Annotated in this window: 13 protein-coding genes; 5 read left to right on the forward strand and 8 right to left on the reverse strand. The window is 39.1% G+C overall.

Annotated features, from left to right (window positions below):
• A partial coding sequence (locus XEN7305_RS07855; protein WP_006508850.1) for an NACHT domain-containing NTPase occupies positions 1-2,503 on the reverse strand: 2,503 nt, incomplete at its 3' end.
• A gap of 369 nt (positions 2,504-2,872) precedes the next feature.
• Between XEN7305_RS07855 and XEN7305_RS07860 the strand changes: the two genes are divergently transcribed.
• Together XEN7305_RS07860 and XEN7305_RS07865 are read left to right on the forward strand one after the other, a co-directional pair.
• Complete coding sequence (locus XEN7305_RS07860; protein WP_006508851.1) at positions 2,873-3,721, forward strand: Rpn family recombination-promoting nuclease/putative transposase; 849 nt, start codon at positions 2,873-2,875, stop codon at positions 3,719-3,721.
• Positions 3,722-3,997: 276 nt separating this feature from the next.
• A complete protein-coding gene (locus XEN7305_RS07865) occupies positions 3,998-4,996 on the forward strand; it encodes a 2-hydroxyacid dehydrogenase (RefSeq protein WP_006508852.1) in 999 nt (332 codons plus the stop codon).
• A gap of 11 nt (positions 4,997-5,007) precedes the next feature.
• Here the strand turns inward: XEN7305_RS07865 and XEN7305_RS07870 are convergent, their stop codons facing one another.
• Positions 5,008-6,573, reverse strand: a complete 1,566-nt coding sequence (locus tag XEN7305_RS07870) for a pitrilysin family protein (RefSeq protein ID WP_083889344.1) — start codon at positions 6,571-6,573, stop codon at positions 5,008-5,010.
• A gap of 165 nt (positions 6,574-6,738) precedes the next feature.
• Here XEN7305_RS07870 and XEN7305_RS07875 point away from each other — a divergent pair, with 165 nt between their 5' ends.
• From XEN7305_RS07875 to ppk1, 3 genes are all read left to right on the forward strand, one after another.
• On the forward strand, positions 6,739-7,374 hold the full coding sequence (locus XEN7305_RS07875; RefSeq protein WP_006508854.1) for a TetR/AcrR family transcriptional regulator: 636 nt from the start codon (positions 6,739-6,741) through the stop codon (positions 7,372-7,374).
• Positions 7,375-7,727: 353 nt separating this feature from the next.
• Positions 7,728-8,366 (forward strand): peroxiredoxin, encoded by a 639-nt coding sequence (locus XEN7305_RS07880; RefSeq protein ID WP_006508855.1) that lies wholly within the window; start codon positions 7,728-7,730, stop codon positions 8,364-8,366.
• Between the two features lie 221 nt (positions 8,367-8,587).
• Positions 8,588-10,723 carry a polyphosphate kinase 1 gene (gene ppk1 / locus XEN7305_RS07885; protein ID WP_006508856.1) on the forward strand — a complete coding sequence of 712 codons (2,136 nt, stop codon included), beginning with the start codon at positions 8,588-8,590 and terminating at the stop codon, positions 10,721-10,723.
• A 331-nt stretch (positions 10,724-11,054) separates the two neighbouring features.
• On the opposite strand, the gene XEN7305_RS07890 is transcribed toward ppk1, so the two are convergent.
• The 6 genes from XEN7305_RS07890 to XEN7305_RS07915 form a co-directional block, all read right to left on the reverse strand.
• Entirely contained in the window at positions 11,055-12,044 is a 990-nt protein-coding gene (locus tag XEN7305_RS07890) for a sirohydrochlorin chelatase (RefSeq protein WP_006508857.1), read from the reverse strand.
• Between the two features lie 183 nt (positions 12,045-12,227).
• A complete protein-coding gene (locus XEN7305_RS07895; protein WP_006508858.1) occupies positions 12,228-12,749 on the reverse strand; it encodes a DUF937 domain-containing protein in 522 nt (173 codons plus the stop codon).
• Positions 12,750-12,922: 173 nt separating this feature from the next.
• Positions 12,923-13,345, reverse strand: coding sequence for a type II toxin-antitoxin system VapC family toxin (locus tag XEN7305_RS07900; protein WP_006508859.1), 423 nt, complete (start codon positions 13,343-13,345; stop codon positions 12,923-12,925).
• Positions 13,345-13,536 carry a hypothetical protein gene (locus tag XEN7305_RS07905; RefSeq protein ID WP_006508860.1) on the reverse strand — a complete coding sequence of 64 codons (192 nt, stop codon included), beginning with the start codon at positions 13,534-13,536 and terminating at the stop codon, positions 13,345-13,347. The genes XEN7305_RS07900 and XEN7305_RS07905 overlap by 1 nt, the downstream gene beginning before the upstream one ends.
• 124 nt (positions 13,537-13,660) lie before the next feature.
• The gene (locus tag XEN7305_RS07910; protein ID WP_006508861.1) at positions 13,661-13,858 is read right to left on the reverse strand and encodes a hypothetical protein; all 198 of its coding nucleotides are present in this window, start codon (positions 13,856-13,858) and stop codon (positions 13,661-13,663) included.
• A gap of 26 nt (positions 13,859-13,884) precedes the next feature.
• Positions 13,885-17,046 (reverse strand): DEAD/DEAH box helicase, encoded by a 3,162-nt coding sequence (locus tag XEN7305_RS07915; protein ID WP_006508862.1) that lies wholly within the window; start codon positions 17,044-17,046, stop codon positions 13,885-13,887.
• Positions 17,047-17,114 lie beyond the last annotated feature (68 nt).

Below are 17,114 nucleotides of genomic sequence, written 5' to 3' on the forward strand. Positions count from 1 at the left end.
TTCTGACATACTTATTATCATCAGATTGGGCGTGTTGTTGAAGCCAGGGTAAGGTCTCAGGCTCATCATGCCAGCCTCTAGCTATAGCGCTAACTGCTGATTCTGGAAAAGAAGAATAAGAGTTGAATCTAATGCAATTTTTCAACCAGGATAAAGTTCTAGGCTCATCTTTCGAGTTCTTAACAATGGCATTAATGACTTTTTCTGACAATTCCTCTGTCTGACCCCAAGCAACTATTTTTGTATAAATATCAGCCTCTAATGCTTTAGTTTGAGCAAATTGTTTTAATTTTTCCAGTAATTTATCTGCCACTAAAGTAATTGCTTTTCTATTCCTAACTTCTGCTAAACAATCTGCTGCCAAAAATAAATTAGCAAACTTAGCCGATTCTCCATCTTGCGCCATCAAATCCTCAATAATATTTCCGACGTTTTTGGGATCTAAAATCATCCCCGCGATCAGCCTCAAAACTTCGTGCCAGGACTCATCTTGCCAATGTTTACCAAAAACTTCGGTTCTAATCTCTTCGATAGATAAAGTCTGCGCTTCCAATTGCCAAATATATGACCAAGCACAGAAATATTCTAAAAATGTCCGATGGACAAAAGCGTAATAATTTGAACCGATATCACAAAGAATAAAATTGCGAGTTCGGAGCTGCTCGACCATTAACTTGGCAACTTTTCTAGTTTCGGTAACATCAATAGTTTTAAGATAATTGATTAATATTTTCTCTAAATCGCGATCGCTAATCAAATTACCAGCTAATCCCTTTTCTGTAGCCTGCATAAAATGTGCCACATCTCTCAGCATCGCCTGTTTATCTCGATAATCGATCGCCACAGATTTCAGCTCAGGATCTTCCAGCAATTTGCCTTCCACATCCCATTGATATAGCAATAGTTCTGATGAACGTCGGTAGAGTTCTGCGCGATCGCGTGGTAAATCTTGATTCCGATTGAGAATCGCCATCATAGTGAGCAACAAAGGATTCATTGCTAACTGTTGAATAGCTTGGGATTCTTGAATCGCTTTGGCAATGCGTTGTTGTCGATCTTGTTTCTTTTGGCTTTCTGTCGCTTCGTTATAGGTCAAATCATGCCATTTTGTTAGGAATTCTTCGATTTGTACTGGTTCTAGATCTTGCAACATAAAATGATGAAACTCCGCATCTTTGAGCTGTTGGGGCTTGTAACCAATAACCCTCGAAGTCACAATCACTTTTACCTTGTCATAGGTTTGAGTAAAACTATGGATCTGCGCAATTACATTAGCTCGTTGCTGTGGGTCAAAAACTTCATCCAAACCATCAAACAAAACCCGAACTTCCCCTTGCTTGAGTCTCTTGTCGAGTTCATTTTGGTTGAGATGACAAACCCAGCTACTACCTTTGTGAACAAATTCCAGAAAATTCTGACATCTTTGCTGAGCGAAATCTTGAATATAAGCTCGCAGTTCAATCAGCAACGTCAGAGGATGGGATGGCAATTCTTTGGGCGGTAGTTTTGCCCATTCCACCGCCAGATATTGCAAGAGAGTGGATTTTCCCGAACCAGGATCACCTAAAATTACCAAATATTTATACTTATCATCGGCGATAACATCCAGAACAGATTTAATTTGTTGATCTGTATAGGCTCTTTTGTAGTTTTCTAACTCTTCTTGGGTAATTTCGCGTTCTAATTCTCCTTCTTCTTTCAGCTTCCGTTGTAAATCTTTGGGTAGCTCGTATACTTGCGGTAAATATTCCTGGCATTCTTTGACATTTTGCGGAATAAAGATCTGATATATTTTTAATTCCTTATCGTAGATATAACCGCTGCTATCAAGGCTTTCTAACTTGAGATTGCCATATTTTTCGAGAATAGTTTCCTGATATTTAACCAGATTAAAATCTGTCGGAACACCAGCAATTGCTTCTAAATTTTTACTATCTTTTTCTTGTCGCTGAAAATCTAAGAGAGGTCGTAGTTCTTCCGATTCATAAAATATTTTTTTGACTATTTTTGAATATTCTGCTTCTAGTTCTTCCCAGTTAAATTTGTCTGGTAAATCCCGTAACCCCAATTCATCCCAAGTTTCTTTTAATGATTTGATGTCTAGATGTTGAAAATCTTCTTGAAAAGGACTGCCGAGAATTTGGCGTACCGATTTTTCTTTGAGAAATTGCTTTAAAGGTTGTTGAAATCTTGCTCGTTTGTCTTCAGGTAAGCCTAAGTTATCAGCTAATTGATTATCTATCAACACTAAAAATGCTGTAATCGCTGTTTCTGCTGCAATCTCTAAAGGCTCTTTCTTCAGTAGTTTTGTTATATGTTCCCAAACGGCACCAGAACCTTCCGAAAGCTTATCTTTAGCTACATTTTTCAACCAAAATCCGAGAACATCTTTAACCCATTCTTTGGTTGTATCTTTTTTCAGTTCTTCTAAAACAGACTGATAAAGAAACTTAGCTGTGCTAGTTAGACCCCAAGTAGCAATCAATGTAATTGGTTCAACCATTAAATTCCTCAAACTTCAAGGTTAATGCTTCCGAGAAACTATCCAAATATAAATTAATTTCTATTATAGAATTTAATCGCTTCATCGGAAAAAAAGCAGAATATGATTTTTTACTTGATTTTTTTACTTGATTTGCATAAAAATGTTCTCCTCTTTATCGGGCTTCGCCCTTGAAGGCAGAGGGCAGAGGGCAGACGGCAGAAGGTTTAAATCTACTGCTTTCTTTTCACTTTGGTTTAAGACCTCTTCCTGAATGGAAGAAACGGGGTTCGGGAGGGGTCAAAACACCTTCTGAACAAGAGAACTTCTGCCCTCTGCCTTCATTCTTCTGCCTTCGTTGATTTTGCCCTTGAAGGCTATAATCATTGAATGTACGATAATGTCTGCAAGTTTTTGGCGGAAAGTTCCAGTGATGATTTCGCTCAGTGGCTTTTAGGTGAACCAGTTAGCTTGTCCAAACTAAGTCCCAAAGAATTATCCTCAGAGCCAGTTCGGGCTGATGCTCTGATTTTATTGCAGTCAGAAGCATTGGTACTCCATATTGAGTTTCAAACTAAGCCCCAAGCTGATATTCCCTTTCGGATGGTTGACTATCGCTTAAGAATTTATCGCCGCTACCCAAAGAAAAAAGTCTATCAGGTAGTGATTTATCTAAAACCGACTAGCTCAGAGTTGGTCTATGAAGAGAGTTTTGAGATTCCTGGTACTCGTCATAATTTTAAAGTGATCAGATTATGGGAACAACCAAAGAAAGTTTTTTTGCAATCTTCTGGTTTGTTACCTCTAGCAGTTTTGAGTCAGACTGAAGATAGAAAAGAAACTTTAACGGAAGCAGCCCAAAGAATTGAACAGATTAAAGATCTTCGGCAACGAAGTAATATCGCTGCTTCAACGGCTATCCTGGCAGGATTAGTCTTAGAAAAGAAAGTTATTGGAAGATTATTGAGGGAGGAAATTATGCGTGAATCAGTTATTTATCAAGAAATTAGAGCCGCGGGCAAAGCTGAAGGAAAAGCTGAAGGAAAAGCTGAAGGAAAGCAGGAGGGAGAAGTTTCTTTAGTTTTACGTCTTCTTCGAAAACGCATCGGGCAAGTTCCCCAAGAGCTAGAAAGGCAGATTCAAGCTTTATCAATCGAACAGTTAGAGAATTTGGGTGAAGCTTTATTAGATTTTGCGAATGAAGCCGATCTAGTCAGTTGGTTAAATCATTGCCAATAAATGTCTTGAGTTTTTAGATTATTCTTATCTGCGATCGCAATAAATATTGCAAAAACTAGTACCAATTAATGACAAAAGGTGATTGAGCCGATAAATAATTTAAAAAATTAAAAGTTAATTTTAGCTCTATCATTGATATCAGTGATGAGCAGTTTCATCAACTTTGTCTTGATAATCCCAATGCCAAATTTGGCCGCAATTTTGGATTTATCAAAGATTTTTTGAGTTCTCTAATTTCTAATTGTCATTAACCGACCAATTCAATTTATTTGCTTCATGAAAATTGCAGTATTTAGCACTAAGCCCTACGATCGCAAGTTTTTAGAAATAGCCAATGCTGAAAAAAGCTGCGAATTACAGTTCTTTGAGCCCGGTTTAAATCCTCAAACCGCCAGTTTGGCCAATGATTATGCTGTGGTTTGTGTCTTTGTGAACGATATTTTGGGTCGTGAAACCTTAGAGATTTTGGCGGCATCAGGGACTCGCCTAATAGCGTTGCGTTGTTCGGGATACAATAATGTCGATTTGACAGCAGCAGCGGAATTGGGCATTACGGTAGTGAGAGTTCCTGCTTATTCTCCCTATGCAGTTGCCGAACATACTATCGCTCTGATCTTAAGTCTAAATCGCAGAATACATCGTGCTTACTATCGAGTGAAAGAAGGCAATTTTTCCCTTAATGGCTTGTTGGGTTTCGATCTCAATAATCGTACTGTCGGGATCATTGGCACCGGACAAATTGGTAGAATCACCGGGAAAATACTTCACGGTTTTGGCTGTCGTGTGCTCGCTTATGATCTTTATCCCAATCAAGAATTTAAAGAACAATATGGTGAATATGTCCCACTAAAAGATCTTCTCGCCGAATCTGATATTATTAGTCTCCATTGCCCTTTGACCACAGATACTTATCATCTAATTAATGAAGAGACTATCTCCTTGATGAAGCCAGGAGTTATGTTGGTTAATACTAGTCGGGGAGGTTTAATTGATACTTATGCTGTTATCAAAGGTCTCAAATCCCACCATATTGGCTATTTGGCTTTAGATGTTTACGAAAAGGAAGCGGATTTCTTTTTCGAGGATTTATCCGACGAAATTAGGCAAGATGATTTGTTCGAGAGATTATTAACCTTTCCTAATGTCATGGTCACAGCTCATCAAGCCTTTTTTACAGCAGAAGCTTTAACTAATATCGCCGAAACTACCATCGCAAATATTGAGGAGTTTGAGCAGGGAAAACCCTGTGTCAATCAAGTGCTCCCCAATAAATAACTGATAACTGTTTACTGTTTATTGTTCACTGATAAAAGTTTGCCAATAGTGCGATTTTCATCAGTAAAAATATTTTGTGCTACTCGTTGAATGTCGTCTGCGGTAACCTCAGTAATTGCTTCGAGTTCATTAAATAAATTGCGCCAATCCCCGGTTTTGGCTTCATATTCTGTGAGAATCCTTGCCATTTCTAGGTTGGATTCAAGGCTACGTAATAAACTAGCTTTGAATTGGGTTTTGATTCTTGCTAATTCGGCTGTAGTAACAGGTTCAGTTTTTAATAATTCGATTTGTTCTCTGAGTGCGATCGCGACGTCATCGACCGTATGTCCTGGTGCAGTTAAAGCATAAAATAGCATCAAATTAGGATGTTTATTTCCAGGAAAACCACTAAAACCCTGAGCTGATAGGGCAACTTGTTGTTCTTCTACCAAAGATTGATATAAACGAGACGTTCTGCCACTACTAAGGATATTAGTCAGCAAATTATAAACAGGATAATCAGGATCGTTTAACCCAGCGACATGATAACCTTCGAGATACCAAGGTTGGGTTGGTAGTTTGACGATTACTTCTTTGGTTTCAGTTTGTTTGGGTTCAGTTTTTGTTACTTCTGGTGGTGCAGTTCTCTCTTCAAATCTCCCGAAATAAACTTCAGCTAGTTCCTGTACTTCCTGGGGGTCTACATCACCTGCGATCGCGACCGTCAGATTATTGGGCGTATAATAAGTGACAAAGAAATCTCTCACATTCTGCCGTGTCAAATTACGAATATCTTCGTTGTAACCAATAGTCGGACGTTTATAAGGATGGGAAGTAAAAGCCGTATCCAAAAATTCTTCAATAGTTTTGCCGATAGGAGAATTATCTGTCCGCATTCTTCTTTCTTCTAAGATGACCTGTTTTTCCTTATAAAATTCTCGAAACACAGGATTAAGAAATCTCTCCGATTCTAGAGACATCCAGAGTTCTAGCTTATTGGATGGGAAACTATAAAAATAACTAGTATAGTCAGAAGTTGTAACAGCATTTAAACCCACACCGCCTGCTGTATCGACAATTTGACCATATTCATTTTGCTTTACCAAGCTACCGGCTTGAGACTCGATATTGCTAAATTCTGCTGTGAGTTGGGCAAGCTTTGCTTCATCACCTGCGATCTTAGCGGCTTTTATTTGGGCAAACAAACGATCCAATTGATCCATATAAACTTTTTCTTGTTTATAATCCTTGGTGCCGATGCTTTTGGTTCCTTTAAAAGCCAAATGCTCTAAAAAATGGGCAACGCCTGTTTGTCCATCCGGTTCATCAACTCCACCCACATCAGCATAAGTCACAAAAGAAACCACTGGGGCATCATGATTTTCGATCACAATAAATTTCATCCCATTATCCAGCTGAAACTCTGTGACTCGATCTAAAAAGCGAGTAATGTAAGGCTGCAACGAAATTTCATCATTCGCCCGCACCAGATTACTATTACCCACAAAAGCAATCATAATCGCGATCGCCAAAACGATAGGTAACAGTTTGAATATTCTTATTTTGGATATTTTCTTTTTTAAGAAATTAAGCATACTAGCAAAAGATTAATAACTGGACTGTTGACTGTTGAGGGATCACTAATAACTGATAAAAGTTTGACGTTCTATGAAGAAACAGGTATAAATACCTTGATTCATCAGAGAATGGAAGAGCAATTGATGAGCTTTCAACTAATTAACTCCTAACTCATAACTATTATGCAAGTTTTCACCAGACGCAGTCTAACAAGTCCTAACACAACCGAAGAAGATACTCGCGCGAGGATTTCCCAGGCTGCTCTCAAATTATTTGCTCGCAGAGGTTATGACGGCACAACAACCAAAGATTTAGCGAACTATGCCAAGGTGGCAGAAGGAACACTTTTTCGGTACTTTCCCAGCAAAAAAGCAATTCTAGTTGAAGTCGCGACTGCGGGCTGGATTGAAATTCTGACAGATCTCTTGACTGAATTAAGTGAAATGGGGAACTACAAAGCTATTTCTCAAGTCATGCGCCGCAGAATGCTCAATATGCGCGAAAACTCTGATTTGTTACGAGTTTGTTTTATCGAAGCACAAAATCATAGTGAACTCAGAGAAAGCATCCAATCAGAAGTTATCGATAAAATGACTGATGTGGCCGAAGCATTTTTTGAAACGGCAATGTCCAAAGGCATTTATCGCCAAACAAACCCCAAAATAGTTGCTCAAGTCTTTCTGGGCATGTTTGCGATCGCAGGTTTTTCCAAGGAAACTATTATGACTCCCGATGCTTCGCCTCAAGCGATGCAAGAAATGGCGGAAGGAATTGCCGATATTTTCTTAAATGGAGTCCTCAACCACGAGCAACAGTAACTTACACGACTTGGCAATTTTATGGTCTAGTCAGGACTGGTGTTAGGTTTTAGGTAGTAGGTTTTAGGTAAAAAAGGTCATGTTTTGATTTAGATCGGAGAATATTTTAGATCTAAAGAATTTTTATGTCTATCATTGCTGAATTCATCGTTTTTCGGGATCTCCCTAACACCTAACACCCAACACCTAAAACCTTTTACTCGCGATTAACTGAATTTTGCCAAGTCGTGTAACTTAAATTACAAACAAATATCTCGAAATATTATAAAAAGCGAAAGTCCAAGATTGCCAAGCAGATTTTATGGGAACATGAAAAATTACAATTGCTGAGATAAGAATTTTTGGAGAATATTATGGCAACGCTTAGACTAGGTGACACTGTCCCGGACTTTACCCAGGCTTCGAGCATGGGCGAGATTTCTTTTTACGATTGGGCTGGAGATAGTTGGGTAGTTCTTTTCTCTCACCCTGCTGACTACACTCCTGTTTGCACTACCGAATTAGGGGAAGTTTCTCGATTGCGTTCTGAATTTGATAAACGTAATGTTAAAACTATTGCTCTTAGTGTAGATGGGGTAGAATCCCATAATGGCTGGATTGGCGACATTAATGAAACTCAAAGCACTACTGTAGATTATCCCATCCTGGCAGATGAAGATAAAAAGGTTTCCGACCTTTATGACATGATTCACCCCAATGCTGATGCTAAGGTAACAGTCAGAACTGTTTTTGTCATCGACCCCAACAAAAAATTGCGTCTCAGTATTACCTATCCCCCCAGTACTGGTCGTAATTTCCAAGAAATCCTGAGAACAATTGATTCTTTGCAACTCACGGACAACTATTCTGTAGCGACTCCTGTCAACTGGAAAGATGGCGAGGATGTAGTGGTTTCTCCTGCTATTCCTACCCCAGAGGCCAAGACAAAATTCCCCAAAGGAGTTACTGAAATCAAACCTTACTTGCGGATGACTCCTCAACCCGATAAGTAGGTATTGAAGAGGGCAGAAGGCAGATGGCAGATGGCAGAGGTCGTGATGCTTACTAGATCTTAATCAATCCTTGAGTATCAGTATCATATTGTGAAGATCTATTGTAAAAATAAATCGGATAGCTGCATAATCACTGTGTGACTGACTGCGCCCTTATTATCCCCCTTGACAGGGCGAATGAGGGTAACTGCTAACTGATAACTGCTAACTGTTAACTGATAATGCCCTCCACTAAAGCCACTGATAAGAATATTGATCTTGATGATTCCCAGTATTATTTTAATCGTGAACTAAGTTGGTTAGAGTTTAATCGTCGAGTACTCCACGAGGCTTTGGATGAAAGAACTCCCTTGTTAGAGCGCCTGAAATTTATGGCAATTTTTAGCTCGAACCTCGATGAATTTTTCATGGTTCGAGTAGCAGGTTTGATGCAGCAGGTAAAAGCAGGAGTTACTAAGTTGTCTATTGATGGACAAACTCCTTCAGAACAATTAGCGGCTATCGGCGATCGCTTGCGTCCGATGATCCAAGAACAGCATCAACATTGCGAACAGGTTTTAAGGAAAAAGCTAATCGATCAAGGAATCCATATTCTGGATTATGTCGATCTCAATCAAGAGCAAAGAACTTATCTCAACCAGTTTTTTGAAGAGCATATTTTCCCTGTGCTGACGCCTTTAGCCGTCGATCCGTCCCATCCTTTTCCCTATATTTCCAATCTCAGTCTCAATCTAGCGGTAGTGGTCAAGGACCCAGATTTAGATGAAGAATTATTTGCCAGGGTCAAAATACCTCGGGCTTTATCTCGCTTTATCCCTTTGCCCAAGGAATTACGCCAACGCCATAAGGGAAAAGTTGGGATCTGGACTGGAATTCCTATAGAACAGTTAATTACTCATAATTTAGAGTATCTCTTTCCTGGCATGAATATTCAGGAATGCTATGTCTTTAGGGTTACTCGTAATGCCTCTCTTTCTGTAGAAGAAGATGAAGCGGATGATCTGTTATTGGCAATTGAACAGGAATTACAAAAGCGTCGGATGGGTGGTTCAGCAGTACGCTTAGAAATTCAATCTTCGGTACCAGAACCGATTCGTTCTACTATTATTAGAGAATTAGCCCTTGAAGATAATGATGTTTATGATATTGATGGGTTATTGGGTTTAGGCAACTTAATGTCATTTTTGGCGTTACCCCTTCCTGAATTAAAAGATCGCTCTTGGTCGCCAATTGTTCCACCTAAGCTACATCGATTGCAGGATCTGCAAGAGGGAGAAGATGGCGACGACTTTTTTAGAATTATTCGTAATGGAGATTTATTATTACACCATCCCTATTATTCTTTTAGTGCTTCTGTGCAACGCTTAATTACAGAAGCAGCTAATGACCCCGATGTTCTGGCAATTAAGATGACTCTGTATCGGACTTCTGGGGATTCGCCAATTATTAAAGCTCTCATCGCCGCCGCTCAAAATCATAAGCAAGTTGCGGTCTTAGTAGAGCTCAAAGCTCGTTTCGACGAAGAGAATAATATTAATTGGGCAAGAAAGCTAGAAAATGCGGGAGTTCACGTTGTTTATGGCTTAGTTGGTCTCAAAACCCATACAAAGATCACGTTAATTGTCCGTCAAGAAGAAAACAAGATTCGTCGCTACGTGCATATTGGCACCGGAAATTACAATCCCAAAACGGCTAAATTATATACTGATTTGGGGCTAATTAGCTGCCAAGAGGATTTGGGTGCTGATCTTACTGATTTATTCAACTTCCTGACAGGCTATTCCCGACAAAAATCCTATCGTAAACTTCTCGTTGCTCCTGTAAATATGCGCGATCGCATGACGGCAATGATTCATCGAGAAATGGAACATGCCCAAAATGGTGGCAAAGGCCGGATTGTCGTTAAAATTAATTCTCTTGTCGATAAGCCCATAATTGCGACTTTGTACAAGGCTTCTCAGGCAGGAGTAGAAATTGATTTAATTGTCAGAGGTATTTGCTGTTTGCGTCCCGGAGTTGCCGGAATTAGTGAAAACATCCGAGTTATCAGTGTTATTGGCCGCTTTTTAGAACATTCTCGGGTTTTCTATTTTCATAATAGTGGCTCTGAAGAAGTTTATATTGGTAGTGCAGATTGGATGACACGCAACCTCAGTCGTCGGGTAGAGGCGATTACCCCCATAGAAGATCCTGGTTTGACTGCCGATTTACATGAAATCTTGGGCATTATGCTGGCAGATAATCGCCAAGCCTGGGAACTGCAACCTGATGGCAGTTACGTACAACGAAAACCGCCAAAAGATAGTCAGGCTCAGAGCACCCATAATATTCTGATGGATCTCGTAGCTGGAAACTGAGTAATAAGTAATGAGTAATGAGTAATGAGTAATAAGTAAAAGACAACTATTGGCCAACAACTGTTAACTGGTCAACGCCAGTTCGATGAATTTTCTTTTTGATGACATTTTCCAAGTTTAACAACGAAGTAATAGGCTTTTCCCTAAATCCCCAAATCCCTATTCAGAACCAGTGGACGCGGTCGTAAATAAGACAACCATCAACGAAGAGCAAAAAGCTGATATATCAAGACTCATTACTTATTACTTAATTACTTATTACTTATTACTTCCGCGCAGGGGCACTAGTAAATTTTGTACTCATCGAACTCACGTTGGTCAATGTTCAATGTCAAGGTGTTTGCCAAATCCTTTGATGATAAGCCTCTGGTTGCGCATAGGGATCGGAGTTTTCATGATGGTGGTGATGACCATGATTGTGATCATGATGGTGGTGATGGTTACTTTCCCCAGTGCTGGCTGAGAGACGAAATTTACACATTTCGCAGTTCATCGCAACCTGACCTAACTGAGTTTCAATTTCCCGTTGACGAATTACTTCGAGTAGTTGGGGTTGAATTCCCATTTCTGGCAAGCAATTGTAAGCAATCTCAGGATGGGATTCTGCTTGTTGAGCAGTGATATCAAAAATTTTATTCATCAAGACCCCAGTAAACAAGAAATAGGGTAAAACTATTACTCTTCGGGGATTATAAAAATACGCGCGACGGAAACCTTCTTCTAAACGGGGATGGGTAATTCCAATAAAGCAAGTTTCGACCGTTTGATAACCACTGCCCTCCCAAATAATCCTGGCTAATTTTGCCAGATCGCCATTGGCATCAGGATCGCTGGAGCCTCTGCCCACAAATAATAAAACAGTGTCTTGACGAGAAATATTTTGCGGATTGTTTTCTGGGGAGTCTAATTCTAATAGGCGATCGCGCCATAACTGAATAATATTCGGGGTAATCCCAAAATGACGACCATAATGAAATGTAATCTGAGGATGTCTTTTTCGGGCTCTGTCCAGCTCATTGGTGACATCGAATTTGTTATGTCTGGCGGCAAAAAGCAGAATTGGTAAGGCAGAAATATTTGTGTATCCTTGTTCTACACATAAATCTACTCCTTCTTGAATATTGGGTTCGGTCAGCTCTAGGAAGCAGGGAATTACTGGCCGCGAGGGATCTAATTGATGATATTGCTCGACAAAATCGATAAAAGTTTGGCGACCTTGCGCATTTCTGGTGCCATGTCCGATCGCCAATAGAGGACGCTGATGAACAAGGGGCGATAATTCAATAGTTTTTATAGGAGATTTTGATGTAGTAAGAGTCATGTATATGGTGAGTTATAAGCTTACTGAAGATAAATTCTAAACCCAATTACTGCTGTGGCGACGATAATCAGGAATATCTTAAGAATAAATACTCATGCAATATTCATGATCTTAAGGTTTTAGGTTTTAGGTGTTAGGTGTTAGGTTCAAAAGAGCTATATTAAAACACTTTAAGTATTTTGACTATCTGGCGAGATAACGAGATGCCATATTTAGAGCATCTTGCAAATCTACATCCCCATCTCCATCAGAATCTAAGAAACTACTGACAACTGGATTATCAATCTGGATATTGCCCTTGTTATTACCAGTTTTGAGGAAATTCAAGACCAAAGGAACTAAAATTGGCAGCATTCCTTGGATCATTCTCGCATCTAAACCAGTGCGAAGACTAATCTGTTGAATCATACTCTGTAATTGAGAGCTATTAAATAGAGTTGACAATACTTGTGAGTTGGCCTGAGTACCACCAAACTGATTGATTAATTGATTGACTTGAGCCGTCCCGCTTTGACTACGCTGTTGTTGTAATGCGGACTTGGTGTAGTTTCCCACGATGGACATTGCTGATTGTACGGCATCGGGATTGGCTTGATAGTTCCCGCTCAACTGTTGCACTGTGTCGAGGATTGAACCTAGTTGATTGGTACTTGCTTCTTTCTCTGGATTGTTGATTGCGCCTAGAATTTGCTCAAAAATGCTCATGGTCTTTGCTGTTATAGTCTTACTCTTTTTGTACTTAAAATTATCTACTAGATCGCGAATGGGAATAATGTAGTTATGTTGCAACTAATTTTGTAGCACTTTAATTAAATATTCTGATGACTGAAATTGTTGGTAAAGCGATCGCGTTATTAATTCTCTACTACGGGCAATCTCTATCTCGTCCAATCTTCTACCTCAGTGAGACCAATACTGACAAAATCGTTAACATTAACTGTAACTATAGTAAATCTGTTGGCATTAGCGATCGCGGCAATCCGACAATCTTGCGTTCCGATTCTTTGACTTTTGGCAGGAAGTGATTGATAAATATTTTCTGCTTCTGTGGTGTAAGACAAAATTTGAAAGCGGTGAAGTGCCAAAAACAAGTCTTCAAAGTATTGATAAGCTTGGATTACAGAAGGTTTTCGTTTCGCTTTTTGTATGGCAGCCAGAGCACCCTGTAAGATTTCTTCAACAGTAATGATACTGATAAGTATCTGTTCGGGTGGTTGGTTCAAAATCCTGGCTGTTAGTTGAGGGTAGTAACGTCTTTCGTCTAAAAAATTACTAACAACACTGGTATCTAAGAGATACATTAGTCTTGCTCGTTTGATTTAGACTCTAGAAGCTTGCTTGTTTCTTCTTTATCTATTTTGCGAGAACGTTCTATTTCTAACTGGGTTTCTAACCAAAATTTTCCCCCAAACTGTCCAGCGATATTTGCTAGAGGGTTATCATTTGCTTCCCGAATTTGAGACTTTTGGTGAGAAGTTTTATCTATTGTCATTATGGTTGATTCTATTGCAAGCAAGCACTTCAATCATATAGTAGCTTGATGTTTAGGTTAAGGAGTGATCGCATTATTAATTCTCTGCCTTTAGTTTGTTGATTTTTTCTTGTCTGCCATAACTTTATCTAGACATTTGACGCTTGATTTTCCTAATCTTTTTGAGACTATCATGAGATAAAGGTTGATTATCTGGTTCAGAAAGGGCATTAGCTTCTATTTCTGACTCGCCCATAGAATTAACTCGTTCTAAATTGGTAAGATCTTCTGTTTTTTGAGTAAACTTATATCCTCTGAACAAAAAAGTAACTAAAGTGCTCATTGTTATAGTAATAAGTATCTTAATTTCTAATTATCAATCACGCGATCGCGATCTAACAATAAAAGATTCCGCAACTTCTTAGTGTCCAGTCTAGTTAACCATTGCTCACCAGCATCCACAGTTTGTTCTGCCAATTCTTTTTTGCTTTCGATAATGTCATTAATTCTTTCTTCCAACGTGCCACTACAAACAAACTTATGCACTTGCACATTGCGTTTTTGTCCAATCCGAAAAGCCCGATCTGTCGCCTGATTTTCCACTGCGGGATTCCACCAGCGATCGACATGAAAAACATGATTTGCCTTGGTCAAATTTAAACCTGTTCCCCCGGCTTTGAGAGACAAAATAAATATTTTCGGGCCATTAGGATCATTCTGAAAACGATCAACCATTTCTTGTCTTTGTTCGCGACGAGTTGCCCCATATAAAAAGATCACTTCCGTTTGCAATTGCTTCTCTAAATAGAGTTTTAATAATTTGCCCCATTCGGAAAACTGAGTAAAAATCAAAGCGTGATCTTCTTCTTCAATTACTTCTTCCAACATTTCTGTTAAACGCATCAATTTTCCCGAACGAATTCCAAATTCTTCAGGTAATTTAGTAATTTTCTTATTCTTAATACTTGCTAACTCAGGATGATTGCAAAGCTGCTTCAGTCGCAACAGCAAAGTCAAAATTAATCCATGACGTTTAATTCCGACCGCTTCTTCGATTTCTCCCAGCGATTCTTCCACCAGTTTTTGATAGATTTCAGCCTGTTCCATCGTTAAACCACAGAAGACATTCATTTCCTGCTTCTCTGGCAAATCTTGAATGATATTCTTATCAGTTTTCAGACGACGGAGAATAAACGGCCGCACTAGCGATCGCAAAATATTTAAAGATTGTTTATCGCCATATTTTTCAATTGGTAAAACAAATCTTTTCTGGAAAAAAGCCTTAGTCCCTAAAAATCCAGGGTTAAGAAAATCCAAAATTGACCATAATTCTACCAGGCGATTTTCCACAGGAGTTCCCGTTAAAGCAATTCGAAATCCTGCGGGTATTTTCCTCACGGCTTGAGACTGTTTAGAGCCAGAATTTTTAATATTTTGCGCTTCATCTAAAACAATACCTTCCCAGGTAACTTTCTCTAAAGTCTTAAGATCGCGATCTACCAAAGAATAACTAGTAATTACCAACTGTTTGTTGCTGACTTCTTTGGCAAAAGCATTTCTTTTTTTGCGTTGATAGCCATGATGCACCCAAGTGGCAAGAGTTGGCGCAAATCTATTAATTTCCCGTTCCCAATTATTAATTACCGAAGTAGGGCAAATAACTAAAATAGGATTATGTAATTTATCTTGGTTTTGCAAATTCAGCACGAAAGAAATAAACTGAATCGTTTTGCCTAAGCCCATATCATCAGCTAGACAAGAACCCAAACTCCAAGTTTCTAAAAAAGATAACCAACCAACTCCTCGGGCTTGATAGGGTCTTAACGTCCCCTCTAATCCTGGAATATCTGCGATCGCATCAACAGCTTTATTATCAGTCAAATTATTAATCAGCTCTTCTAACACTCCTGTCGCAGCAAAATCTACTACAGGCAATTTAGCTAAAGTTTTGGTATCTCCGGTGGCAATTCTGAGGGCATCTTCAACGGATAAACTTAATTGTTCGTTGGATTTATTTAAAATCGCCTGGGCAGAATTCACATCAGCAGGTTGGAGGGCTAACCATCTACCATTAATCTCGACAATGGGCGATCGCTGGTCTAATAAAGCTTCAAATTCCTTTTTCGGGACAATTGCATCACCAACAGCAATTTGCAATTTATATTTCAGTAAACTCTGTAAACTAAGTCGTTGTCCTTTTTTCGTTGCAACTTCCGCATCGATTTTAATGCCCAATCTTTGTTCATTCTCTCCGGGATTTAACCCAGGAGGCAAAATAACCCCAATGCCATTATTTTGTAATTCCCAGGCAGTAGCGCGGATAAATTGATAAACCTCAATTGGGTTGAGAGTACAACTTACCGGCTTACTAGCTTGTAAGCTGGTAGTAATCACATCATATAAACGAGTTCCTAAACCCAGACCTTTTAGCAGTATTTCTTGAGGATCTTTGATCTTTCTATCTTGATAATGGAGAACGCGATCGCTGCATTGCCAAATCGTTGCCGCATCGATAATAAATTTGGGGTTATCTAAAGCTTGTAAATAATATTTGAGTGACCAATCACCCTGTTCTTTGCTATTTTTATCCTGAACTGGAGGCTCTAGCGCCAGCGCTAGTCGATAGCGATTTTGAGCCAGATTTTTATTGTCCTGATTAACCAGATATTCTTGAAAAGGTAAACCCCAATTATAAAGGGCGTTCTGTAGACGATTAATATTTTTACTCTCGGTTGCTATATCTGAAGGGATTGTGGACAGCGATCGCAGCCACGGAGTAACGCCAAGAGTTTTATTTGCAAAGCTTATACTCGCAATTTTATCTTTGACTTGGGCATCAAGAATTTTGGCCAAAAAATCTAATAATAATTCCTGAGCTTTTCCTCGACCGACATTTTCCCCAGTCTCGTTATGGTAAGCAAAACAAGCCGCGGGAATTGTCTGGTTAAATTTTGCCAATCGCATTCTATCGATTTCACTATCTAATAGCGGTTGCCAAACACTAGAGATCTTGCCATTACTATTTGCTTCAATACCAGGTAAAAATTTACCTTTAACGATTAAATCCCAACTCCAGCGATAAATATGAGACCAAAAAGACAATTCTGGGGCAATAAAATTGGGGTTATTAAGAGGGACTGCTTGCAGAAATCTAGATGCTTCTTTAGGAGTTAAAGCAACACCAGACACTTGCCAATTGTGCAATAGTATTTTCTGTTTAGGCTCAATTTCTAGAGTTGACAAATTTTGTGAAAAAACTGGAGATATCTCTTTTTTCCCTTGCTGAAGACTAGGGATATTAATCGTTTTATCTTGAGAAATAAAGGGTTTTACCAGATCTTTAGCGCTGATCAATTTCAATTCCTTTAATGTTGCCAACAAATCGTCGTGTTCCAAGCAAAAAGGATGACTAGATATTGAGGAATTGAGATCGCTAGACTTTTCATTCACTAAAGAGCGCCAAGTTTCCCCCCAAACAAAAAAGTAATTATCATCAACATCAGCAATCCAATTACCATGAATTATCGACATAAGAACCAATTTTCAATTTTTAATTTTTAAACTCGCGCGTTCCCTTTCTCCTTTCGGCGGCGTGGGAT

The organism is Xenococcus sp. PCC 7305, assembly GCF_000332055.1.
Taxonomy (GTDB): domain Bacteria; phylum Cyanobacteriota; class Cyanobacteriia; order Cyanobacteriales; family Xenococcaceae; genus Xenococcus.